This window comes from Novosphingobium sp. (genome assembly GCF_027489515.1).
In the GTDB taxonomy this organism is placed as follows: Bacteria; Pseudomonadota; Alphaproteobacteria; order Sphingomonadales; family Sphingomonadaceae; genus Novosphingobium.
The window spans coordinates 42706-64488 of the sequence record NZ_JAIXZS010000028.1 but is presented as its reverse complement, the minus strand read 5'-3'; the positions used below and the strand labels follow the sequence as shown (position 1 = coordinate 64488).

Annotated in this window: 22 protein-coding genes; 8 read left to right on the top strand and 14 right to left on the bottom strand. The window is 65.2% G+C overall.

Annotation, left to right across the window (positions count from 1 at the left end; genetic code table 11):
• The first annotated feature begins 63 nt into the window (after positions 1 to 63).
• The 4 genes from serA (at position 64) to Q0082_RS05105 (ending at position 4085) form a co-directional block, all read left to right on the top strand.
• Positions 64 to 1647 (top strand): phosphoglycerate dehydrogenase, encoded by a 1584-nt coding sequence (serA, locus tag Q0082_RS05120; protein ID WP_298190591.1) that lies wholly within the window; start codon positions 64 to 66, stop codon positions 1645 to 1647.
• Positions 1648 to 1768: 121 nt separating this feature from the next.
• On the top strand, positions 1769 to 2185 hold the full coding sequence (locus Q0082_RS05115; RefSeq protein ID WP_298190590.1) for a nuclear transport factor 2 family protein: 417 nt from the start codon (positions 1769 to 1771) through the stop codon (positions 2183 to 2185).
• A 95-nt stretch (positions 2186 to 2280) separates the two neighbouring features.
• Positions 2281 to 2688, top strand: coding sequence for a hypothetical protein (locus Q0082_RS05110; protein ID WP_298190588.1), 408 nt, complete (start codon positions 2281 to 2283; stop codon positions 2686 to 2688).
• Positions 2689 to 2777: 89 nt separating this feature from the next.
• Complete coding sequence (locus Q0082_RS05105; protein WP_298190587.1) at positions 2778 to 4085, top strand: FAD-dependent oxidoreductase; 1308 nt, start codon at positions 2778 to 2780, stop codon at positions 4083 to 4085.
• 36 nt (positions 4086 to 4121) lie between these two features.
• Here Q0082_RS05105 and Q0082_RS05100 read toward each other — a convergent pair whose 3' ends face one another.
• On the bottom strand, positions 4122 to 4901 hold the full coding sequence (locus Q0082_RS05100; protein ID WP_298190586.1) for an SDR family NAD(P)-dependent oxidoreductase: 780 nt from the start codon (positions 4899 to 4901) through the stop codon (positions 4122 to 4124).
• Between the two features lie 456 nt (positions 4902 to 5357).
• Between Q0082_RS05100 and Q0082_RS05095 the strand changes: the two genes are divergently transcribed.
• Positions 5358 to 6488, top strand: a complete 1131-nt coding sequence (locus tag Q0082_RS05095; RefSeq protein WP_298190585.1) for an ATP phosphoribosyltransferase regulatory subunit — start codon at positions 5358 to 5360, stop codon at positions 6486 to 6488.
• On the opposite strand, the gene arsC is transcribed toward Q0082_RS05095, so the two are convergent.
• A complete protein-coding gene (gene arsC / locus Q0082_RS05090) occupies positions 6485 to 6895 on the bottom strand; it encodes an arsenate reductase (glutaredoxin) (RefSeq protein ID WP_298190584.1) in 411 nt (136 codons plus the stop codon). The two genes, Q0082_RS05095 and arsC, sit on opposite strands and share 4 nt — an antisense overlap.
• A gap of 117 nt (positions 6896 to 7012) precedes the next feature.
• On the opposite strand from arsC, the gene Q0082_RS05085 reads away from it, so the two are divergent.
• Positions 7013 to 8302, top strand: coding sequence for an adenylosuccinate synthase (locus Q0082_RS05085; RefSeq protein WP_298190583.1), 1290 nt, complete (start codon positions 7013 to 7015; stop codon positions 8300 to 8302).
• A gap of 260 nt (positions 8303 to 8562) precedes the next feature.
• Positions 8563 to 9621 (top strand): winged helix DNA-binding protein, encoded by a 1059-nt coding sequence (locus Q0082_RS05080; protein WP_298190581.1) that lies wholly within the window; start codon positions 8563 to 8565, stop codon positions 9619 to 9621.
• 223 nt (positions 9622 to 9844) lie between these two features.
• Here Q0082_RS05080 and Q0082_RS05075 read toward each other — a convergent pair whose 3' ends face one another.
• The 6 genes from Q0082_RS05075 to folE all read right to left on the bottom strand — a co-directional run bounded on the left by Q0082_RS05075 (position 9845) and on the right by folE (position 14909).
• The gene (locus Q0082_RS05075; protein ID WP_298190580.1) at positions 9845 to 10252 is read right to left on the bottom strand and encodes a LysR family transcriptional regulator; all 408 of its coding nucleotides are present in this window, start codon (positions 10250 to 10252) and stop codon (positions 9845 to 9847) included.
• Positions 10253 to 10317: 65 nt separating this feature from the next.
• A complete protein-coding gene (locus Q0082_RS05070; RefSeq protein WP_298190579.1) occupies positions 10318 to 10833 on the bottom strand; it encodes a GNAT family N-acetyltransferase in 516 nt (171 codons plus the stop codon).
• 63 nt (positions 10834 to 10896) lie between these two features.
• Positions 10897 to 11721 carry an APH(3') family aminoglycoside O-phosphotransferase gene (locus tag Q0082_RS05065; protein ID WP_298190578.1) on the bottom strand — a complete coding sequence of 275 codons (825 nt, stop codon included), beginning with the start codon at positions 11719 to 11721 and terminating at the stop codon, positions 10897 to 10899.
• 134 nt (positions 11722 to 11855) lie between these two features.
• On the bottom strand, positions 11856 to 13127 hold the full coding sequence (locus Q0082_RS05060; protein WP_298190577.1) for a calcium-binding protein: 1272 nt from the start codon (positions 13125 to 13127) through the stop codon (positions 11856 to 11858).
• Positions 13128 to 13326: 199 nt separating this feature from the next.
• The gene (locus Q0082_RS05055; RefSeq protein WP_298190576.1) at positions 13327 to 14280 is read right to left on the bottom strand and encodes an FAD-dependent oxidoreductase; all 954 of its coding nucleotides are present in this window, start codon (positions 14278 to 14280) and stop codon (positions 13327 to 13329) included.
• A gap of 14 nt (positions 14281 to 14294) precedes the next feature.
• The gene (gene folE / locus Q0082_RS05050) at positions 14295 to 14909 is read right to left on the bottom strand and encodes a GTP cyclohydrolase I FolE (protein WP_298190574.1); all 615 of its coding nucleotides are present in this window, start codon (positions 14907 to 14909) and stop codon (positions 14295 to 14297) included.
• A gap of 221 nt (positions 14910 to 15130) precedes the next feature.
• On the opposite strand from folE, the gene Q0082_RS05045 reads away from it, so the two are divergent.
• The gene (locus Q0082_RS05045; RefSeq protein WP_298190573.1) at positions 15131 to 15721 is read left to right on the top strand and encodes a LuxR C-terminal-related transcriptional regulator; all 591 of its coding nucleotides are present in this window, start codon (positions 15131 to 15133) and stop codon (positions 15719 to 15721) included.
• Between the two features lie 534 nt (positions 15722 to 16255).
• Here the strand turns inward: Q0082_RS05045 and Q0082_RS05040 are convergent.
• The 6 genes from Q0082_RS05040 to Q0082_RS05015 form a co-directional block, all read right to left on the bottom strand.
• Positions 16256 to 17410, bottom strand: a complete 1155-nt coding sequence (locus Q0082_RS05040) for an outer membrane beta-barrel protein (protein ID WP_298190572.1) — start codon at positions 17408 to 17410, stop codon at positions 16256 to 16258.
• Positions 17411 to 17632: 222 nt separating this feature from the next.
• Entirely contained in the window at positions 17633 to 18988 is a 1356-nt protein-coding gene (locus Q0082_RS05035; RefSeq protein ID WP_298190571.1) for an ATP-binding protein, read from the bottom strand.
• The gene (locus Q0082_RS05030) at positions 18985 to 19698 is read right to left on the bottom strand and encodes a response regulator transcription factor (protein ID WP_298190570.1); all 714 of its coding nucleotides are present in this window, start codon (positions 19696 to 19698) and stop codon (positions 18985 to 18987) included. The genes Q0082_RS05035 and Q0082_RS05030 overlap by 4 nt, the downstream gene beginning before the upstream one ends.
• A 61-nt stretch (positions 19699 to 19759) precedes the next feature.
• Positions 19760 to 19948 carry a hypothetical protein gene (locus Q0082_RS05025; protein ID WP_298190569.1) on the bottom strand — a complete coding sequence of 63 codons (189 nt, stop codon included), beginning with the start codon at positions 19946 to 19948 and terminating at the stop codon, positions 19760 to 19762.
• A 324-nt stretch (positions 19949 to 20272) separates the two neighbouring features.
• Positions 20273 to 21328 (bottom strand): site-specific integrase, encoded by a 1056-nt coding sequence (locus Q0082_RS05020; protein WP_298190567.1) that lies wholly within the window; start codon positions 21326 to 21328, stop codon positions 20273 to 20275.
• Entirely contained in the window at positions 21328 to 21597 is a 270-nt protein-coding gene (locus Q0082_RS05015; protein WP_298190566.1) for a helix-turn-helix domain-containing protein, read from the bottom strand. The genes Q0082_RS05020 and Q0082_RS05015 overlap by 1 nt, the downstream gene beginning before the upstream one ends.
• Positions 21598 to 21783: the final 186 nt, after the last annotated feature.

Sequence of the window (21783 nt, the reverse complement as noted above, 5' to 3'; positions counted from 1 at the left end):
CGGCACCCCCCGCTGCGGCGGGGGGCATGGCCGCCCGCACCCCGATTCCCAAGGACTCTCCCCATGACCAAGCCCCGCGTTCTCATCTCCGACAAGATGGACCCCAATGCAGCCCGCATCTTTGCCGAAAGCGGCTGCGATGTGGATGTCATCACCGGCGAAACCCCCGAGCAGCTGATCGCCCGCATTGGCGAGTATGATGGCCTTGCCATCCGCTCCTCGACCAAGGTGACCAAGGCGATCCTCGATGCCGCCACCCGCCTCAAGGTGATCGGCCGCGCCGGCATCGGCGTCGACAACGTCGATATCCCCTATGCCTCGACCAAGGGCGTGGTGGTGATGAACACCCCGTTCGGCAACTCGATCACCACCGCCGAACACGCCATCGCCCTCATGTTCGCGCTCGCCCGCCAGATTCCCGAAGCCAACGCGCAGACGCAGCAGGGCCTCTGGCCGAAGAACGGCTTCATGGGCGTCGAAGTTACCGGCAAGACGCTGGGCCTCATCGGCGCAGGCAATATCGGCTCGATCGTCGCCAGCCGCGCGCTTGGCCTCAAGATGAAGGTCGTCGCTTACGATCCCTTCCTCACCCCCGAACGCGCGATCGAGATCGGCGTCGAAAAGGCCGATCTCGAAACGCTCCTCGCCAAGGCGGATTTCATCACGCTGCACACCCCGCTCACCAGCGAGACGAAGAACATCCTCAGCCGCGACAACCTCGGCAAGACGAAGAAGGGCGTGCGCATCATCAACTGCGCGCGCGGCGGCCTGATTGATGAAGCCGCGCTCAAGGACCTGATGGACGCGGGCCACATCGCCGGCGCCGCGCTCGACGTGTTCGAGACCGAGCCCGCCAAGGAATCGCCGCTGTTCGGCACGCCCAACTTCATCTGCACCCCGCATCTGGGCGCGAGCACGACCGAAGCGCAGGTCAACGTCGCGCTGCAGGTGGCCGAGCAGATGGCCGAATTCCTCGTGACCGGCGGCGTCACCAACGCGCTCAACATGCCCAGCCTCTCGGCCGAGGAAGCGCCCAAGCTCAAGCCCTACATGGCGCTCGCCGAACGTCTCGGCAGCCTCGTCGGCCAGCTCGCGCACGACAACCTCACCAAGATCGCCATCGAAGTGGAAGGCGCCGCCGCGCAGCTCAACCAGAAGCCGATCACTGGCGCGGTGCTCGCGGGGCTCATGAAGCAGTATTCGCAGACCGTGAACATGGTCAACGCGCCCTTCCTCGCCAAGGAACGCGGGCTCGATGTTCGCGAAGTGCGGCATGACCGCGAAGGCATCTACCACACCCTCGTGCGCGTCACCGTCGGCACCGCGCAGGGCGATCGCTCGGTCGCGGGCACGCTGTTCGGCAACGGCGATCCGCGCCTCGTCGAAATCTTCGGCATCGGCATCGAGGCGGACCTTGCGGGCGACATGCTCTACATCGTCAACACCGACGCGCCGGGCTTCATCGGCTCGATCGGTACGCTGCTCGGCAAGGCCGGGATCAACATCGGCACCTTCCACCTCGGCCGCCGCGAGGCCGGCGGCGAGGCGGTGCTGCTGCTCTCGGTCGATAGCCCCGTCAGCGAGGCGGTGCTCGCCGAAGCCCGCACTGTTCCGGGCGTGCGCACCGTCCGCGCGCTGAAGTTCTGATCTTGATGGGCGGATTGGACGGGGCCTCGTCCCGCTCCAATCCGCCCCGAATGCTGTTTGACGCCGCCAGCAAAGGCCCATAGCCTCCTGCCCCAGGGGACAGACCCTTGGGGAACAGACTATGCGCAAGATGCTTCTGGCTGCGGCCATTTTCGGGCTTTCGGCAACGCCCGCGCTCGCCAACGACAACGCGATGATCCAGGCCGCTGACGACGCGCTCGCCGCTGCGTTCAACAAGGGCGATACCGCCGCCGTCGGCGCGATGTATGCCGCCGACGCGACGATGCTCCCGGGTGACAACAAGCTCTACAAGGGTGCGGACATCACTGCATGGTGGACCGGCGCCGCCACTGCGATCACCAACCTCAAGCTCACCGTCCTCGAAACCGAGCGTCTCTCCCCCACCTACATCCGCGAAATCTCGCGCGTCGAATACGACACCAAGGGCGCCAACTCGGTCCACGCCAACGTCACCGCCGTCGTCGTCTACAAGCTGGTGGACGGCAAGTGGATGCTCTGGACCGACATCTTCCATTGATCGCCGCGCCCGGCCCTCTCTCCCGCTCATTCCGGGCATGCCGGGGGGCAGGGGAGAGGACCCGCCGGGAGTGGCCAAGCCGAGGAGACATGCCAATGCACCGCCGAACTGTCGCCCTGTTCGCAGCCATCGTCGTAACGGGGTTCTGCGCGCCTCTTGCCGTCGCCGCCGCAGACCCGCCCGCCCGCAAACCCGACCTTGCCGACATGATGGCTGGCACCTGGCACGGCGATGTGATTTCGGATTCGCAGGGCTCTTCCCGCAGCGATGTCACGCTCACGCTTATTCGCACCGGCCCCAATCAGGTCCGCATCACCTCCGATTATCCGCGCCTCCCGGTCGTCACGGTCACCATCGAACGCGCCATGCAGATGGTCGTCAACGCCAATGGCGACACCGCCTTCGCCTACGACACCACGAAGCAGCCCCCAAAGCTCGATGTCTCGTTCCACAACGAAGTGAGCTGGTCCGGAGTGAAAGTGGCAGGGAAGACGGGCGGCTAGAGGCGCAGCAAGCAGCCGCGACCTGCCATTGATCAGGGGCGCATGGCCTTTTCCCCGCAGCAATTTCGAGACGAAGGGCTCAGTCTTCAATGGCCGAAAACAGCACATACGACGCCGTCATCATCGGCGCCGGTGTCATCGGGTGCGCCATCGCGCTCGATCTCACGCGGCGCGGCTTCCGCACCCTGAATGTCGATCGCGGACCCGCACCGGGGCACGGCTCCACCTCGTGGTCCGCAGCAATCATTCGGCCTTACTATTCGACCGTCGACGGCACCGCGCTCGCCTATGAAGCGCATTTTGCTTGGCAGAACTGGACGGATTACCTCGGCTACCGCCCCGATTCCGCGCTGCACTACAACGAATGCGGCTGCCTCGTGCTTGAGGCCAAGGACAATCGCCAGCTCACAGGCACGCGCGCCGTGATGCACGAGGTCGGCGTCCCTTTCAGCGATGTCGGGAAAAGCGAGCTTCCCGAATGGCTCCCCGGCGCGGACCTCAGGCAATTCAGCCCCGCCCGCCGCATCGACGACCCCCAGTTTGGCGAGACGGCGGGCGAGCCCATCACAGGCGCGATGTTCTGCCCCACCGGCGGCTATATCAGCGATCCCCAGCTCGCGACCGCCCAGATCGCCCATGCGGTGGAGCAAGCCGGCGGCCACTTCCGCTTCAACGAAACCGTCACGGCCATCCACCAGTCCGCCGGCAAGATCACCGGCCTCACCTCAGCCAAGAGCGGCCTGATCCACACCCCTGTGGTCATCAACGCCGCCGGTCCCGCCTCCCGCTGGGTCAACGCCATGGCCGGCGCACACCAGCCGGAGCATATCAGCACCCGCCCGCTGCGGCAGGAAGTCGCCCACGTCCCCATGCCGCTGACGCCGCAAGGCCCAAGCTTGCGCTTCGTCCTCACCGACGCTGACGCCGGCATCTACATGCGCCCGGAGCAAGGCGATCACCTTCTGATCGGCTCGCTCGAACCCGCCTGCGATACCCTCGAATACCTCGATAGCGAGGACTACGAGACCAGCCTCACCGACCAATGGACCAACCAGGTCTGGCGCGCCGCCCTGCGCTTCCCGCACCTCGGCATCCCCAACACCGCCCAAGGCTTCGCCGCGCTCTACGACGTCAGCGAGGACTGGATCCCGGTCTACGACCGCAGCGACGTGGACGGCTACTTCACCGCCGTCGGCACCAGCGGCAACCAGTTCAAGAACGCCCCGCTCGTTGGCGGCCTGATGGGCCACCTGATCGAAAGCGTGATGAACGGCGCCGACCACGACGGCATGCCGCTCAAGTTCCGCTTGCCGGTGTCGGGAAGGGATGTGGGGCTGGCGGCGTTCTCGCGGCTAAGGCCGATCAACCGGGCGAGCAGCTTTTCCGTGCTGGGGTAACCGGCGGAAGGCCTCCCGCAGCACTGCAACCCCGGTTCAGTCGATCGTCGATGCGCCGTCCACTACGAGACTGCTGCCAACCGCGAACGACGAACGATCCGATAGCAGCCACATCACGGCCTCGGCCACTTCGCTTGGTTGGCCAAGGCGGCCAATCGGATGATTGGCGACCGCAGCATCATGCACGCCGGGCATTTTGAATAACTCCGCCGTCAGATCGGTATAGATGAAGGCCGGGCAGACGGCGTTGATGCGAATGCCTTGCCCGGCATATTCGAGCGCGGCGGTCTTGGTCAGACCGACGACGGCATGCTTGCTGGCGACGTACGCGCTCTGACCAGCCCATCCGATAATCGCAGCGGCAGACGCAATATTGACGATCGCCCCGCGCCCCCGCGGCTTCATCACCTTGAGCTGCGCCTGCATGCAATGCAGCACGCCCATGACATTGACGTCCAGCACACGGCTGAAGACCTCCGCCGGATAGTCCAGCACATCCGCTGAAGCGCCGACAATACCGGCGTTGTTGACCGCCCCATCAAGACCTTGGTGAAGGTGCGCCGCCTGCTCGATGGCGCTATGGACATCGGCAGCGGACGTGACGTCGCCGGCATGACAGCTCACCCGCAGCCCTCGATCCAGCAGGGGCGCGGCCACGGCTTCGATCGCCGCCAGGTTTAGATCGAACAACGCAAGGTTCGCCCCTGCCGCACCCAAGGCTTCGGCAACTGCTCGACCGATCCCGGCGCCTGCGCCGCTTACAAACACGGTTCGGCCCGCAAGTCCGCGATCATTCTCCGGCGCAAGGTTCGGCATGGCGTTTTTCTCTCCCGTATGGCCGCCGCCAAGGGCTGGTGCGCGATTGTTCTGGCCGGCGATCCTTGGCAGGATGGCCGGAACTGGGCCGATTATCTATGACACGGTCCGCCAGTTTCTTACCGTCCACCGCCATGAGGCAGAGTTCGTCGCAAAGGTGTGGGTTCAGGCGGCACGGGCGGCAGCGGCTTTCCTACATCGCCCAAATCTGCAAAGGTTTTGTGGTCCGTTCACCCTTATCGAGCCTCTCAGCTCCTGCCGCGAGCCATGACGCCAGACTTGCCACATTTGATCGCCTCAGTCGATCAAACGGGCCTTACTGATCGAATGCAGTTTTTCCCCAGGACAGTGTCAACTGTGTCAACTTGTCACCAATCTTTACAGGTCGCCGCCTCGATATCGCCCCGCGCAATTGGGGTTCGATTCTCGCGCGCCATGGTCTAGGGCGCGGCTGTCATGACCGAACCGAACCCCGATCTCCTGCCTGAGGGCCTTGAAGACCGCCTGCCGCGCGAAGCCGCGGCGACGACGCGCGTGATGCGCAGCCTGCAGGATGTCATGCACGGCCACGGCTATGACCGCGTGCTGCCGCCGATGATCGAGTTCGAGCGCAGCCTTGCCGCGCGGATGGACGGGATCAACCAGCGCCGGATGTTCCGCTTCGTCGATCCGGCGTCCCTCAGGATGATGGGCCTGCGCAGCGACCACACGCCGCAGATCGGCCGCATCGCCACCACGCGCCTCGCTGGCGCGGCGCGCCCTTTGCGGCTCTGCTATGCGGGGCAGGTGCTCACCATCAAGGGCGATGCGCTCGATCCGGCGCGCGAACGGCTGCAGTGCGGCGCGGAGCTGATCGGCGCGGACAATGTCGCGGCGGCGACCGAGGTCGTTTCCATCGCCATCGAGGCTTTGCAGGCGGCGGGCGCGCAGGGCGTCAGCGTCGATTTCACGCTGCCCGATCTCGTCGATACGCTTGCCGCCAAGGCCTTCCCGCTGGCGCCCCAGCAGATCGAGGCGGTGCGGCGCGAGCTCGATACCAAGGATGCCGGCGGGCTCGTTGATGCAGGCGGCGAGGCCTATGTCCCGCTGCTCTACGCGACCGGCGATTTCGACACGGCGATCGAGAAGCTCGCCGCGATCGACGCGGGCGGTGCGCTCGCCAGCCGCATCGCCGCGCTGCGTGCCATTGCCGCTGCGCTGGGCGGCGCGGCGCGGCTCACGCTCGATCCTTCGGAGCGGCATGGCTTCGAATACCAGTCGTGGCTCGGCTTCACGCTTTATGCCGATGGGGTGCGCGGCGCGCTGGGCCGGGGCGGCACCTATCGCATCGCGGGCCCCGGTGCCAAAGAACCAAGCGGCGAAGTTGCGACCGGCTTCTCGCTCTATCCCGATGCTCTGATTGCGCAGGTCGCCGAAGCCGAACAGGCGCCGGAAAGCGTGTTCCTCCCCCTCGGCCACAACCGCGATGTCGCCGCGCGCCTGCGCAGCATCGGCTGGCGCACGGTCGCCGCGCTGAGCGAGGCAGACAGCGCCGCCACGCTCGGCTGCAGTCACGAACTGCGCGGCGGCGAGCCGGTGAAGCTTTAGAGCTTCACGACCTCGCCATCTTCCTTGGTGAAGCTCTCGGGCTTCCGGTCGAGCAGATCGAGCACCAGTTCCGAAGGCCGGCATAGCTTGGTGCCCTTCGGTGTCACCACGATGGGCCGGTTAACCAGGATCGGATGCTCCACCATTGCAGCGAGGATCGTCTCGTCGCTCGCGGCGGGATCGGTGAGGCCGAGCTCTTCCGCCGGCGTGCCCTTGGTGCGCATGATCTCACGCGGGGCGGCGCCCATCTGGCCAAGGATCTGGTCAAGCTGCGCGCGCGTCCAGCCGGCCTTGACGTACTCGACGACCTCGGGCGCGTAACCCGCTGCCTCGATCATCGCCAGCGTGTTGCGCGAGGTGCCGCACTTGGGGTTGTGGTAGATGGTGATGGGGAAGGTGCCGGTCATGGCGTCGTCTTGCCAGAAGTCCCGCGCTGACTGCAACCCTTCACGCCTTGCCCTTGCGCGCGCAGTCCCCTACGGCGCCAGCCGACTTCGAACTGCAACAGAAAGAGTGCGCGAGCCGTGGCCAACGTGACCGTGATCGGCGCCCAGTGGGGCGATGAGGGCAAGGGCAAGATCGTCGACTGGCTGGCAAGCCGGGCCGATGCGGTGGTGCGTTTCCAGGGCGGGCACAACGCCGGGCACACGCTGGTGGTCGATGGCTCGGTCTACAAGCTTTCCCTGCTGCCCTCAGGGATCGTGCGGGGTACGCTTTCGATCATCGGCAACGGCGTCGTGCTCGATCCATGGGCGCTGAAGGCAGAGATCGAGAAGCTGACCGGGCAGGGCGTGACAATTCATGCCGATAACTTCGCGATTGCCGACAATTGCCCGCTGATCCTCCCGCTGCACCGGGACCTTGACGGTCTGCGCGAGACGGCGGCAGGTTCAGGCAAGATCGGCACCACCGGGCGCGGCATCGGTCCAGCCTACGAGGACAAGGTCGGCCGCCGCGCAATCCGCGTCTGCGATCTGGCCCACCTCGATGCGCTGGATTCGCAGCTCGACCGGCTGTGTGCCCACCATGACGCGTTGCGCGCCGGTTTCGGCCAGCCGCCGGTCGACCGCGCCGCGCTGCTGGAAGAACTGCGCGAGATCGCGCCCTTCGTGCTCCAATTTGCCCAGCCGGTGTGGAAGCGCCTGAAAAAGGTGCGCAAGGCGGGCGCGCGCATCCTGTTCGAAGGTGCGCAGGGCGTGCTGCTCGATGTTGATCACGGCACCTATCCCTTCGTCACTTCGTCCAACACCGTTTCGGGCACCGCGGCTTCGGGTTCGGGCCTCGGCCCCAATTCGACCGGTTTCGTGCTCGGCATCGTCAAGGCCTATACCACTCGCGTCGGCTCTGGTCCGTTTCCGACCGAGCTGGAAGATGAAGTCGGCCAGCGTCTGGGTGAGCGCGGACACGAGTTCGGAACGGTCACGGGGCGCAAGCGCCGTTGCGGCTGGTTCGATGCCGTGCTGGTGCGCCAGTCCTGCTCGATCTCGGGCGTTACCGGCATTGCGCTGACCAAGCTCGACGTGCTCGACGGGTTCGACAAGGTGAAGATCTGCACCGGCTACCGCCTGCGCGGCAAGGTGCTTGATTACTTCCCGAGCCACGCCGCCGATCAGGCTGCGGTCGAGCCCATCTATGAGGAAATGGACGGCTGGCAGGGCACGACCGCTGGCGCGCGTTCGTGGGCGGATCTGCCGGCGCAGGCGATCAAGTATATCCAGCGCGTGCAGGAACTGATCGAAACGCCGGTCGCGCTCGTCTCGACCAGCCCGGAGCGCGAGGACACGATCCTCGTCCGCGACCCCTTCATCGACTGAGCTGGCCCGCCGCCGAATCGGAGGCGATTGGTCGTCCTGCCGATCAAGAAGATGGCTGAACCGCCGTGCTGAGCCTCCAGCTGGGCACTTGCCGCTGTGCGGATTGCATCCGTCTGCCGCGGTCTAAGCCGTTGGATTCGCGCGCCATGTTGCAATCGTTCCCGGGCCTCGCGCACCGCCTCGATCCAGTTTGGATGAATATGATCTTGACCTGAACCTGTTTTGTTCCACTCTTGTTCGCATACGGACATTTACGGAGTATGCTTTCGATGGGACAGGCTGCCAGGCAGTTCGACTATGGCCATGGCGACGGGCAGGCTCCGCGCGTGGTCGATATGCTTGATCGGGGGCAAGATCGGCCGCTCGGGCGCGTGCAGGATCGCGGCACCTCGGCGCTGGCGGTCTCCATCTTTGCCGATCGCAGTTATCTGCGCGCCGAGATGGAAGAGGATGCAGTGGCCGCAGGTCTGCGCATCGCGCAGACCGCCGATCTCGGCAATCTGCTTGGCGCCGATGGCGGGCCCGCGCTGGGTGATCTGGTACTGGTCGATTGCCCGGTGATCGACGGGGCGGAGCTGGCAGCGCTGGCGCGGCTCGATCTGCGCGCTGCCAAGAGCGGCTCGCATCTCGTCGTGTCCACCAGCATCGGCTCGCTCGACGATGTATTCGGCTGCCTCGATCAGAGCGAGGCGCAGATCCTCGTCACCCCAAGCCGGGCGGACCGCGTGATTGCGCTGGGCCGTACGCTTGCCCGGGCAGGCAATCGGGTTCGCGAACTGTCCGAAGAGGACCGGCTGGCCCTGCTCCGGCTTACCGAGCAGGTCGGCCAGATTGCCCAGAAGCTGGAAGCGCTATCCTCCGGTTCAGCGAGCGCAGCGGCACAGCCCTCGGCATTCCGCTTCGACGGCACTAGCGAGGAGGCGCGGCTTGATGACGGGACCGACCGCCTCGTCCGTGCTGCCCGCCCGCCGCTCCCCGATCCGCGCCTTGTGCGCAAGATCATCCGCCAGCGCCAGCTGCGCGCACGGTTCTTCGAAGGCGATCTCTTTGCCGATCCCGCCTGGGACATGCTGCTCGATCTCACCGCCGCGCGGGCGGAGCACGTGCGGGTCTCGGTCACCTCGCTGTGCATCGCCTCGGGCGTTCCGCCGACGACAGCGCTGCGCTGGATCGGTCAGATGACCGATGCCGGCCTGCTCCAGCGCGTGGACGACGAGACCGACCGCCGCCGCGCCTTCATCACGCTGACCGACAAGGCGGCCGATGCCATGGCGCGCTACTTTGGAGAGCTTGGCAGCGCGGCTGCATCTCTGGTCTGAGGGGGAAGCGCAGCGGAGCTTCCCGCCCTGCTGTTCTGGTGGCTTGTTGTCGTTTGGCGATGGTGGGCACGTTCGCCATTGCTGCGATGGAGGCAGCGGCGCGAACCAGTGGCGGCGATGCAGGTGTGGCGCCGGGCTGGCAGCCGCGGGGAGCAAGCGCCGCCCGCAATGCGGCACCCCACTCCGGTCGGGCATCAGCAGCCTCTCCGCAAGGCGCAGCGGCTCAGTCGTCCTCCGCCAGATCGCCGCGTTCGGCCTGGCTGCGCAGCGGACGCGCCCGCAGCCTCGCTTCCAGAACGGCGAGTTCTGCACTCGCGCTTCGCGCTTCGAGGGCAGCCTGCAGGGCGCGGTAGGTCGAGAGGATCTCGATGCCTTCCGCGGTCAGGCGCGCGCCGCCGCCGCGGGCGCTGCCCGGCGATGTCTCGACCAGCGGTGCCGCCCAGCAACGGTTCATCAGGTCGACCAGCTGCCACGCGCGCCGGTAGCTCATGCCTAGGTGCCGTCCCGCGCCGGAGATCGAACCCTCTGCCGCAATCGCGTCGAGCAGATCGGCCTTGCCGGGCCCCATGGCAATGGCATCGCCGCACAGGATCTGCAGCTTGAGCTTGAGGGGAGAATGCGCGCCGGCCATGCCGCATGGTCTAGCTATGCCGGGCCTTCGGCTCAATCCCGCACGCGCAGGCTTGCCGCGTCGGGCTAGGCGATCCGCAAGTGCGGTGCGCCCCGGGCCGCGGGCTTGTCGTCGATGCCGCGCTCGACGATGGTGCCGCCGAGTCGGAGGTAGAAGCGGACGCCCGCCGCATTGGCCTCGAAAACCCAGAGGTGGAAGGGCCGATCCGGCGCAAACGTCGCCACTGCAGCTCGGATGAGCCGTTCGCCGATGCCGCGGCCGCGCAGCGCGGGATCCACATGGAGATTGTCGATCAAGGTGCCCCAGCGCGGATCGTTGTCGCGGAAGAAGCAGATGAAACCAGCCGTTTCATGCCCGGGCGTCTCTGCCAGAAGAACCCCTTGCGCAGGGGCCGGAGCACCAAGCCGCTCAGCCCAGAGTGCGCGGCGGTCGGCCTCGATCGGTCCTGCCAGAAACGCCGGGTCGAGCACCTGCGCATAGGCATCGCGCCAGCTTTCGCAGTGAAGGGCCGCAATCCTGCCAGCATCGGCGGCGTCGGCTGGCCGGATTGCGGGCGGCTCTGGAGGTGTGTCGTTGCGCATCGTCTGCATCCTCGTTCGGCAGGCGGCATGGCGCGCCGGTGTGGCGAGATTGCGACGCGCGCGTCAGAACAGTTCGTCCAGTAGCAGGTGGAAGTCGATCCGCGTGCGGTCACCTTCGCCCTCGCCAAGTGCGACAAGCAGGCGCGCTTGCAAGCCGGCCCCGAACTCCCCGAGGCCGTTCCACAGGATCGCGATGTCCTGATAGCGATCGGCCAGCCCTGCGCGCCCCACGTCGATGCACCCTGTCACCGCGCCACCCGCAATGAGGATGTTGTCGAGCGAGAAATCACCGTGCGTCACCACCGCCGGCGCCGAAGGCAGCGGCAGCGCCTGCAGCGCATCCCAGACTTGCGCCGCGCTCCAGCCGGCGCGTTCTTCGTCGAAATCCGCCTCATCGACAAGATTGGCCGCAATGCGTGCGCGTGCCAGAGCGAGCCGCTCTGGCGCGGTGGCGCTGAAGGGGCTGCTTTCGGGCGCGATGGCATGGACCTGCCGCAGGAAGGCAGCCACGGCATCGACCACCGCCTCGGCCTGCTCGGGATGGGCGGCGAGCAGCTGCCATGCTGTTTCCCCCGGCAGGGCTGTCATCAGCAGCCACGCTTCGCTGTCGGCCATCTCATAGGCTGCGACCTGCGGCACGGGCAGGAACGGCGCCAGCCAGCGCAGGCGCACAACCTCATCATGAATCGCGCCTGCCGCTTCACCCGTGCCGCACTTCAGATAATGCGCATTGCTGCCGTTCACGTCGGTAAGGCGCCAGACAGTGCTGCCCGATTGGCCGACCGTGTTCTGCAGCCACGTCCACGTGCTGCTCCGCTCGCGCAGCGCTGCGGCGATTCCATCCGGTAGCGCCGGCGCGAGGCACGGTACTTCGCGCGTTTCCTGCATCTTGGCCTCCCGCTGTTCCTCCGCCCAGATGGGAGCCGCGCATGGTCCTGCCAAGCCTGACGCAAGCGGGGGCAGGCCCGCTGTCCGGACCTGCCCCCGCCGTGCATCCCCTCCCGGGACCCGTCAGCCGTGCATCAGAGCACGAAGTCAGCCGCTTCAAGCGTGGTCACATCGTCCAGCCGGATCACGAAATCGGCGAGGCCGTCGCCGTCCTGATCGCCCGCAACGAAGGCCTTTTCGCCCTTCACTACGTAACGCAGCTCGCCGGCGGTCTTGCTGAAATCGGCGGTGCCGATGAAGCTGAAGGCCTGGTCGCCATCGGTAGCGAGGTCGGCGTCGACTGCCGATAGGTCGATGTGATCGCCTTCGGAATGGCTGAAGTCGCGCACAAGGTCGGCGCCCTTGCGCCCGGCGCTGGCAAAGCTGTCTGCGGTGAACACGAAGGTATCGGCACCGTCTCCGCCGGTGAGGACGTCGCGGCCCGCGCCGCCGTCAAGCGTATCGTCGCCGTCGCCGCCATCGAGCTTGTCGTTGCCCGCATCGCCCGAAAGGGTATCGTCGCCGATGCCACCGTGCTCGCGGTCGTTGCCGGCGCCGCCCGAAAGCGTGTCGCTGCCCTCGCGGCCGAGCAGGACGTCGTTGCCGTCCTCGCCCGATACGCTGTCATCGCCCAGACCACCGTCGATCTTGTCGTTGCCGATGCCGCCATGGGCATCGTCGTTGCCAATCCCGCCGGTGATCCTGTCGTTGCCGTCATCGCCGTTCAGCGTGTCGTTTCCGGCGCCGCCGCCGAGCGCGTCGTTGCCGGCGCCGCCCGAGACGTTGTCGTCACCCGCACCGCCATGTTCGCGGTCGTTGCCATCCTCGCCTGAAAGGGTATCGGCGCCGGTGCCACCCGCCATCACATCGTCGCCGATGCCGCCATAGAGATCATCGTCACCGCGACCGCCCGCGATATTGTCATCGCCCGAATCGCCGTAGAGGCTGTCGTCGCCGCGTCCGCCCGAGACATGGTCATTGCCCCTGCCGCCGCGATGCTCGCCGCCCTTGTCATCGGCGCGGATCACATCGTCGGGATCGCCGTCGAGGTCCTTGTCGTCGGACACTTCGCCCGGCGTGTCGTCGTCATGCCCGCCGCCAGTGATTACCGGCGTGCCGTCCAGCGTGGTGAACGAGAGGCCGGCGCCGACATAGTACGAGGGATCGTCGGTCGTATCCGCCGTCTGTTGAAACAGGCCAAGCGCGATGTGGTCGGCCAGCGTGGTCTTGAGGGTCACGTCGCCGGTGGCGGCATCGTAGAGCAGTTCCTGGTTCGGACGAAGGCGGACCGCGTCGGTCTCACCGTCATCGATCTTGAACATCGAGATGGTGTCGCCATCGATCACAAACTGAAACAGATCGCTCATTGCATAAGTCCTCGTCCGAAAAGTGGCCGAGGAATTCGGCATAAAATCCTGCCAACCCGTAAACGTTTACCGACGGCTTTTACCGACGATCAGGCGCAGCGGGTCATGTTTGCACGAAGTTAACCGCCGTCTGCCGCAGCAATGCATGACTGGGCGGGCTTCCGACCGGTCATGACATTTGGGGCAAGAAACTGAAGGCTCAGGCCGCTTCGCGCGCTGCACCCAGCATTCGCTTGGCCAGCAGGCGACCGGATACCCACGCGCATTCGACGCGCGGGCCCAGAAGCCAATCGCCACAAGCACCGATTCGCTGGTTCTCGTTCCACAGGCAACCGAGGCCGGTCCCCGCCGAAAGGGCATAGCGCCAGCGATGGATCGAATGCGCCAGCGGCACGGCTGCATGGGCGCCGGTCGCCTCGTGAAGCGCGGCAAGGAGGTGGGGCGCGATATCCTCGGGCTGGCGTTCGAGATGCGCGGTCGACCACTGCGGTGTCGCCTGGACGACCCAGCTTTCCGGCCCGGCCCGGCCCGGTTTGGCGCTATCGCGCGCCGCCCAGGCGAGGATGCCATGGTTGCGCAGGATATCATCGCTCTGCGGCAGCGGCTCCTCGAACGCGAACATGCCGGTCCAGCAGGGCTGCGACCGGGCAAACAGCGCAGTCCGCGCCAGTTCGAAATCGTGCAGCGTCAGGATTGGTGCAGTCTGCTCGGCAGGCAGGGCTAGGACAGCAGCATCGAACTGCTCGGCCGGCATGCCCTCACCCAGCAGCCGCCACTGCGTGCCCTCACGGGCAAGGCCGCTGACGTGGTGTGAGAAGCGGACCTCATGGCGACCGGCCATTTCGCGCACCACGACGTTCATCGCAGGAACGCCGATCCACGCATCCGGACCTGCTTCGGGCCAGCGCACGGCAAGGCCGGCTTCGGCCCAGCGCGCGACTTCGGCCGCAAAACCGCCATCACGCACCGTGAAATACTGTGCGCCGAAATCGAAGCTGGCCTCGCCATGCGCGGTATCGATCCGGCGCGAAGCCATGCGGCCGCCGGCCTTGCGGCCCTTGTCGAACAAGGTGACCTGCCAGCCTTCCTCGGCCAGAACATTGGCGCAGGAAAGACCGGCAATTCCGGCCCCGACGATGGCAACGCTCGGCATCTGTCTGGCAGCCGTTACTTACGGCCCATCAGCGACAGCACTTCCTTGCGGCTGCTGTCATCCTCGAGGAAGCATCCCAGCATGCGGCTCGTCACCATGCCAACGCCGGGGGTGCGCACGCCGCGCCCGGTCATGCAACCATGCTGCGCTTCGATCACCACGGCAACGCCATGCGGCTGGAGATTGTCCCAGATGCAGTTGGCGACTTCGCTGGTCAGGCGTTCCTGGATCTGAAGGCGGCGCGCAAACCCGTGCAGCACGCGGGCAAGCTTGGAGATGCCGACGACACGGTTGCGGGGCAAATAGGCGATCGAGGCTGTGCCGGTGATCGGGGCAAGGTGGTGTTCGCAATGCGACTGGAAGGGAATGTCGCGCAGCAGAACGACCTCATCGTAGCCGGCAACTTCGCTGAAGGTGCGGCGCAGGTGTATGCCGGGATCTTCCTCGTAACCGGCGCAGTATTCGCGCCAGGCACGGCCGACGCGCGCGGGCGTATCGGTCAGGCCCTCACGCTCGGGATCATCGCCTGCCCAGCGCAGCAAAGTGCGGATGGCTTCCTGAACCGGTTCAGGGACAACGAGTTTGCCGTCTTCGTCGCGCGCCTCGAACTCGTGATTGACGTAATTCATGCGTGCGCTCCATCGGCGAGAGGGTAAATGCGCGCCAAGGTTGGGCAACGCCTCTGCTGCAGGAACCGGGCAATAATCCTTGCGGCACATCTTGCAGCGCCGTTGGAAATCAGTTTACCCATGCAGCAATCTTGGGTCTAAGGATCGGGACGGGGCCGGTTTTTGGGAACATGGACCTAAGGGCAATTGCGCAAGGCGCGCCGGAGCCGAAGGGAAGATATATGGCAATTGGCGCAATGATCGAGAACAGCCTCGTGGCCGCGGTGGTGAGTAACCCCCGTCTGCCCGATAATCCTATTGTGGATTGCAACCAGGCGTTCATGGACCTCACTGGCTATGGTCGCGACGAGATCATTGGTCGGAATTGCCGCTTTCTGCGGGGACCCGGCACCGAACCGGAACTCACCCAGCAACTGCGCGACGGGATCGCGGCCAAAGTCCCGGTGATGGTCGAACTGCTCAACTATAAGCGCGATGGAACTCCGTTCCGCAACGCGGTGATGATCGCGCCGATCTTCGATGCTGCGGGCGAGCTTGAATGGTTCCTCGGCAGCCAGGTTGAGATCGCCGGGGCTGCCGATACGGTGCCATCGGCACGGTCGGTTGAAGCGCGGGAGAAGGTGGCTTCGCTATCGCGCCGTCAGCGCGAGATCCTTGAATGCATCGCGGCGGGTCGGCTCAACAAGCAGATTGCCTACGAGCTCGGGCTGAGCGAGCGGACGGTCAAGCTGCACCGCGCGGCGGTGCTGCGGGCGCTGGGCGTGCGCACAAGCGCAGATGCGATCCGCATGGCGATCGAAGCCGGGCTCTGAACCCGGTTCCGGAGGCGGATGCCTCCATACGGCAGCACCGGTGCTGAACTGCCCAAGAGTGGCGGCTTTTGCCCTCGGGGACAGGTTGAGAGCACAGGGGACGAAGCCCACCTCTTGCGCATCGGGTCGATGGAGCAAAGCTCCTCTTCGCGGTCGCAAATGGGTGCGAGCCTTCCGGTCCCCCCCGCTTCACCGGGAGGTTCGCACCTTTCCCTTCTCATGATGAAACGACAACGGGTTAGGCACCGCGCAGTGGCTACGATCGCTGCCGCGCGTCCGGTTCCAGGTGGGCCTGACGGGGAGAATCAATCTCGATCGGCCGCGCATTGCTGCAGCTTTGAGGCAGACAAAAAAGGTCCCCCTGATCGAACGATCGGGGGGACAGGCTGCGTACCTCGTGAATGCGATCCAAACGCGGCCGTGAGCGAGGCCACGAGCGTCGGGCCGGCGCTGGTCTTGCCTGCCTTCTGTTCGCTGGCCGATCTTGCCGGGCAAGCGGATCGCGTCGCGCGCTGTCCGCTTGCCCGGCGGTGATCAGAACATCACGCCGAATTCAAGCCGCCCGCGAACCTGTTCCTTGTTCAGACCCGCGGCACCAAAGGCTGCGCCCGGGGTGATGTCGCCAGCGCGGACATAGGAGAACTCCGGCCGGATGAAGAACCGGTCCCACGTATAGGTGGGTGTGATGGTGGCGGTGAAGGCGTTGGAGCCCGGGCCATAGAGGAAGCTCGCTGCCGTGGCCTTCGGGCGGTTGCTGTCGATATACTCGAAGCGCACCGGAAGGCTCCAGTTGTCGTTGATCTTGTACTTGGCGAGCAGGCCGACAGCGAAGTTTTCCGCCTTGGTGGTGCCCAACTGCGGCAGGTCCGGCACCCAGGCATACTGGAAATAGGGCTGCACCAGCCACTTGCTGCCGGAATAGCTGTAGATCACGTTGACCATGGTGGTGTTGTTCTGCACCACCGGCGTGTTGAAGGTGGAGCGATAATTCTTGCTGAGCGCGCCGCCCACCACCACCGAAAGGGTGTGCGGCCCATCAACATAGCTGACAATGCCTGACAACCAGTTGAGCTTGCCGGAGAAAAAGCCATCGGTGTAGGCGAGGCTGAAGCTCAGTTTGCCCGCCGTCAAATTGGCCTGCACACCGCGGGTCATCACGTTTTCCTGGCCCCACAGGATGCCGCGCTCGATGTTGGTGTTCTGGAAAGTGAAGGGCGCTTCCAGACCGATCAGCGTGGGCAGGATACCGGCCTGCACGTTGAACGTGGACGAAGGCGCGATCTTGATCCAAGCTTGGGGCACCACGCCGTAGCTGTTGCTGGTGTAGTCGGTGGACTTCACGAAGGCTGCGCCCAGCGTTTCCTGATTGTAGAGGCCGGCCTGCACGAGGAACTGGAACACGCCTTCCGGCTTCTGCACGATGACCTGCGCGTTCGACAGATCGGCAAAGCTGCTGTCCACACCCGGCGTGGTGTTCGACTGCGTGCCCACATAGCCGCTGCCGATGGCGGTTACATAGAGTTTGGAGCCCGCCACTTCGACGCTGACCGGATCGGGATTGTAGCTCAACGGGCCGGAAAGGGCCGGGAGAAGCGCCGGGGGAGGTGCGGCTTCCTCGGCGTGCGCGGCGGTGGCTGCAAGCGAAGAAACGGCAGACACAACTGCCACGGTGGCGAGACGGAACTTCATGTGGAACGACCTCCCTGGGACCGAGCCCGAGATTAAGGATACCGTTCCTACCTGCGGCCACACGTTGCGTAGCATCTCACCAATCGGTGCCACGTCTTGTGCAGTGCGGTAATACTTACCGTCAAAATTTTTCTGAATTATTGCTGTATGGTGTCGAAATGTTTCTATACGTGTTGCAGTGCAAAAAACTCAGGCTGCGTTGTTTTTGCAACAGCGACGGGTTCAGCCGGCCGGGGCCTGTGCCGGCAGGGGCAGACTGATTACCGCCGCCAGCCCGCTGCCTTCGCCATCGTGCTGCCGCTTGTTGACGAGCGCCAACGTGCCCCCCTCGAGCTTGACCGCCGCCTGCACGATCGCGAGGCCCAGGCCCATGCCGGGCGTGTCACGCGTGCGGGCGGTATCGAGCCGGAAGAAGGGCTGGAACACGTCCTCGATGCGATCCTCGGGAATCCCCGGGCCATCATCCTCGACCCGGATGACGACCGCATAGGGCTCGCGCGTCAGTGAAACGTGCACATTGCCGGCATAGTGCAGCGCATTGTCGATCAGGTTCGACAGCGCCCGGCGGATCGATACCGCGCGGGCCATGATCTCAAGGCTTTCGGGCCCGTGATAGTGCGCATCCATGCCCTGGTCGGCCGCGCTGTCGACCAGCGTGGCGGCCATGATCGCGATGTCGATGCGCTGTGGCGGGATCTGGGTGCCGCCGGCTTCGACGAAGGCCTGCAGCGATTCGAGCAGATTGCGCATCTCGCCGATATCGTGTTCCAGCTCGGTGCGGGTCTCGTCCTCCAGCCGCACACCGTCGAGCCGCAGCTGGAGCCGCGCCAGCGGCGTGCGCAGGTCATGGCCGATTGCGAGCATCGACTGTGTCCGCTCGGCCTGCTGGCGCTGGATGCGGCGCTGCATCTGGTTGAAGGCGCGGATCAATCGGCGCACTTCGTCGGGTCCCTGTTCGGGCAGGCCGCCGAGACTGGGTGTCTCGATGTGCCGCAGCGCCCTCACGAGGCGCTGGAGCGAACGCGTCGTGGCGCGGAACATCAGCCAGGCAAGCGCGCCGAGGAGCAGCGTGGGCAGCAGCATCGGCAGGATCTGCCAGAACGAGAGCTGGACACTGACTTCACCGGCATATGTGTGAAAGCGCAGGGCACTGCCATCGGCGAGCACCAGCGTGCCGGCCACTTCACGGCTGCTGTGGGTGTGCAGCACGACCAGTCGCTGGCCGTCCGCTCCGATTTCCGGTCCGGCGGCGAGGATGCGCGCAGCAAGCGAAGGATCAGACGAACGCAGATCCTCGGGCGATGCTTTTGCCCGCCACGCCAACTGAAAGCGGTGCGTCGCCAGGGCCCGCGCCGCCTCGGCCCGGTGCGCGGGTTCCTCGCGCTGGATCGCGCGCGCGGCAAGCGCAAGGTGCTCGCCGATGCGCGCGGCATCGTCGCGCTGAACCGCTGTGGTCGTCGCCGAATCGAACAGGAAGGTGTTGGCGAGGAAATCGACCGCAGCGACCAGCAGCAGGATCGCCAGCAGCCGCTCGGTCAGACCAAGGCGCCGGAGTCCGAGGCGGCTCGGGCGTTTCAACCGCGCCGGACTTCCGCCTTGAACATGTAGCCCACGCCGCGCACCGTCACGATCGGCGGTTCGCCGCCGCTCGCGGAAAGTTTGCGGCGCAGGCGGCTGACCAGCACATCGATGCTGCGATCCGAGCTGTCGCCCAGACGCGTGCGCGAAAGCTCGATCAGCCGTTCGCGGCCGAGCACGCGCTGGCGGTGGCTGACGAAGGTGGCGAGGAGATCGAACTCGGCACCGGTGAGATCGACCATCGCGCCGCTGGGCGAGCGCAGTTCGCGGCGCGAGAGCGACAGTGTCCAGCCATCGAAGTGGACTTCGCTGGTGCGCTCGTCTCCCTTGGTGAAGCCTTCGCCCCCGCCGCGCCGCAGCACGGCGCCGATGCGGGCGATCAGTTCGCGCGCGCTGTAGGGCTTGGCGATGTAGTCATCCGCGCCGAGCTCGAGTCCGAGCACACGGTCTTCTTCGCTACCGCGCGCGGATGCAAAAATGATCGGCACATCGCTCTGCCGGCGCAGCTTGCGGAACAGCTCGATCCCGCTGGCGCCGGGCAGCATGATGTCGAGCACGACAAGCTCGGCAGGTTCGGCTTCGAGCATGACCCACATTTCGGCGCCGGTTGCGGCGGTGCGCACGGCATAGCCGTTCTCCCGCAGCGCCCGTGCGGTCAGCATACGAAGCGAAACGTCGTCTTCAACCAGCAGAATGGAAGGTGCAGTCATGGGCCAGTTCCAAACCTAGAGGGGGGCAGGGGAGGCGGCAAGCCCCCGTGAGGAAGCGGGATCAGTCCGCCGCAGCAAGTTCCGCGTTGCGCGCAGATTGGCGGTGGGCTTCGGCATGAATTTGCGCAACGTGGACATGGCAGGCCGCGCCGTTGAGCGGATCTGGATTGCAAGGCGCGGCGTAAACTGTCGTGGCGAGCAGCATGGTCGACTCCGGTGCATCAGGGTGCGGATGCTGCGATGATGTCATTCGATTGCCTGCACTCGTCTGTTTCGTGATGAATTGTGTCTGACCTGTCAGCCGTTGCGAGGCCGCCCGGGGGCGGCGCTGTCCAGCAGAATGAAAGCGGGCGTCGCCTTTCACAAGCCGATACCGCCGGACGAATTCGCAGCGATCCTGGGCGCTGATGTGCCCTTGCTGCTGCCTCGTGGCGACCGTCTACTCCAGCGCCGATTGACGAAGCGGCCAAAACCCAGCATGAGCGCGGCTTCCGGCATGCCGGGCGGTTAGCTCAGTTGGTAGAGCATCTCGTTTACACTGAGACGCCCTACCCCTGTGAAAAGCGCAGAAATGCTAGGCATTTGCGCTCTGCGGGAAACTCACTCCGACACTATTCCGTGACTCCGCTCGCTCCAGGGCATTTCTCACATCGTCGTCCAGCACGTGTGAATACCGCATCGTCGTGTTGATGCTCCTGTGCTTCAGCGCTTCCTTCGCCGCTGCGATCGAACCTGTCGCCCTGACGATGCGCGTGGCGCAGGTGTGGCGCAGATCATGCGTGCGGAAATTGGTCACACCGGCTTTCGCAAGTGCGGCCTTGAACGCTCCCCGTAGGGCAGTCGGAGTGAGCTTGTAACGCCTTCCCTTGCGCAGCTCACCGTTGGTGCGCTGGCACTGGTAGGTGAAAACGTAGGGCCCCACATTCGGTTGCCTCGCGATGATGCCGCACAGCGTTGCTGTCAGGGCGCGGGAAACCACATCACCGCCCTTGATGCGTGTGATGGCGCGGCGATCTTCGAGGTCACAGTCAGACCACTTGAGGTCAAGCACCTCATTTCGCCTCCAACCAGATTTGAGCATGAACTCCACTGCATCGCGAACATCGCTCCGCAGGTGCTGGAACAGCTTCACTTCCTCGTCGGCAGACAGTTCTCGCGCCGGTCGGCGCTGTTCTTTGCACCTGAAGCTGTGCCACGTGGGCATGTCGCCGACATCAAAGCGGGATTCGTCAGCAAGTCGCCAAACAGCGCGGGCAACATCGATCTCGCGGTTCACTGTGCTGGCGGAGCGCTTGATCGCGCGGGTGCGATAGAACCGCCGGAGATCCATTGGGCCAATGTCGGCAAGTGCCTTGTTCGCTCCGACACCCTTCACCAGCTCGCGCAGGATGTAGCGCGTTGTCGGCCAGGACGGTTGCTTTGCGACGGTGTCCTCATACTGCTTGCACGCATCGCCAAGCGAGATCGACGGGCGCCTCGCGCCACCGAGCATGACGTTTTCGCGGATCTTCTGCTCGACCATCAGCGCCTTGGCCTTGGTCTTGCACTTGGTCGACCCGTGGTAGCGACGTCCGGCAATCACGAAGGAGTAATGGTAATACGGTGATCGCTTGTCCTTCAGGATCGACATCAGTTTCGCTTTCCTGCGCGCATCTGGGCAACCTCCGCGCGTGCCGAGGTGGACACCGACAGGGACTTACAGGTCGTGGGAGCATGTTGCTCATTGGCGATCGTGGCACGGTCCAGGAACGCCGTGACGTCTTCGATGCGGTAGCGGATCAGGCGTCCGATTTTCACATACGGGAGGCCGCCGCCAAGGCGCGCATTGCGGAGCGAGCGCTGACTGGTGTGGAGCATCTTGGCAAGTTCGGGTTCTGTCAGAACGGTAAACGGGGGCATCGGAGGGTCCTTTTTTATGGAGGGAGCACGCCTTGCATCGCGTGATGTGTTTTGAATAGCACACAACGCTGGCTTTGTCAAGTTTTTGCCGTTAAATGCCGTCTGTGACCTCTGCTTCGCTCCCCTATGCCGGCACTCGCGCGGCCGAAATGCTGAGAGATGCGTTGGCGCGATACACGAGCCAGC

Excerpts from the sequence above, each read along its gene's own strand:
- Q0082_RS05055 (WP_298190576.1), bottom strand. The coding sequence starts at position 14,280 with ATGCCGAGCGTTGCCATCGTCGGGGCCGGAATTGCCGGTCTTTCCTGC.
- Q0082_RS05105 (WP_298190587.1), top strand. The coding sequence starts at position 2,778 with ATGGCCGAAAACAGCACATACGACGCCGTCATCATCGGCGCCGGTGTC.
- Q0082_RS05070 (WP_298190579.1), bottom strand. The coding sequence starts at position 10,833 with ATGCGCAACGACACACCTCCAGAGCCGCCCGCAATCCGGCCAGCCGAC.
- Q0082_RS05060 (WP_298190577.1), bottom strand. The coding sequence starts at position 13,127 with ATGAGCGATCTGTTTCAGTTTGTGATCGATGGCGACACCATCTCGATG.
- Q0082_RS05030 (WP_298190570.1), bottom strand. The coding sequence starts at position 19,698 with ATGACTGCACCTTCCATTCTGCTGGTTGAAGACGACGTTTCGCTTCGT.
- Q0082_RS05080 (WP_298190581.1), top strand. The coding sequence starts at position 8,563 with ATGCTTTCGATGGGACAGGCTGCCAGGCAGTTCGACTATGGCCATGGC.
- Q0082_RS05040 (WP_298190572.1), bottom strand. The coding sequence starts at position 17,410 with ATGAAGTTCCGTCTCGCCACCGTGGCAGTTGTGTCTGCCGTTTCTTCG.
- folE (WP_298190574.1), bottom strand. The coding sequence starts at position 14,909 with ATGAATTACGTCAATCACGAGTTCGAGGCGCGCGACGAAGACGGCAAA.
- Q0082_RS05045 (WP_298190573.1), top strand. The coding sequence starts at position 15,131 with ATGGCAATTGGCGCAATGATCGAGAACAGCCTCGTGGCCGCGGTGGTG.
- Q0082_RS05015 (WP_298190566.1), bottom strand. The coding sequence starts at position 21,597 with ATGCCCCCGTTTACCGTTCTGACAGAACCCGAACTTGCCAAGATGCTC.
- Q0082_RS05115 (WP_298190590.1), top strand. The coding sequence starts at position 1,769 with ATGCGCAAGATGCTTCTGGCTGCGGCCATTTTCGGGCTTTCGGCAACG.
- arsC (WP_298190584.1), bottom strand. The coding sequence starts at position 6,895 with ATGACCGGCACCTTCCCCATCACCATCTACCACAACCCCAAGTGCGGC.
- Q0082_RS05025 (WP_298190569.1), bottom strand. The coding sequence starts at position 19,948 with ATGACATCATCGCAGCATCCGCACCCTGATGCACCGGAGTCGACCATG.
- Q0082_RS05065 (WP_298190578.1), bottom strand. The coding sequence starts at position 11,721 with ATGCAGGAAACGCGCGAAGTACCGTGCCTCGCGCCGGCGCTACCGGAT.
- serA (WP_298190591.1), top strand. The coding sequence starts at position 64 with ATGACCAAGCCCCGCGTTCTCATCTCCGACAAGATGGACCCCAATGCA.
- Q0082_RS05075 (WP_298190580.1), bottom strand. The coding sequence starts at position 10,252 with ATGGCCGGCGCGCATTCTCCCCTCAAGCTCAAGCTGCAGATCCTGTGC.
- Q0082_RS05095 (WP_298190585.1), top strand. The coding sequence starts at position 5,358 with ATGACCGAACCGAACCCCGATCTCCTGCCTGAGGGCCTTGAAGACCGC.
- Q0082_RS05110 (WP_298190588.1), top strand. The coding sequence starts at position 2,281 with ATGCACCGCCGAACTGTCGCCCTGTTCGCAGCCATCGTCGTAACGGGG.
- Q0082_RS05020 (WP_298190567.1), bottom strand. The coding sequence starts at position 21,328 with ATGTCGATCCTGAAGGACAAGCGATCACCGTATTACCATTACTCCTTC.
- Q0082_RS05100 (WP_298190586.1), bottom strand. The coding sequence starts at position 4,901 with ATGCCGAACCTTGCGCCGGAGAATGATCGCGGACTTGCGGGCCGAACC.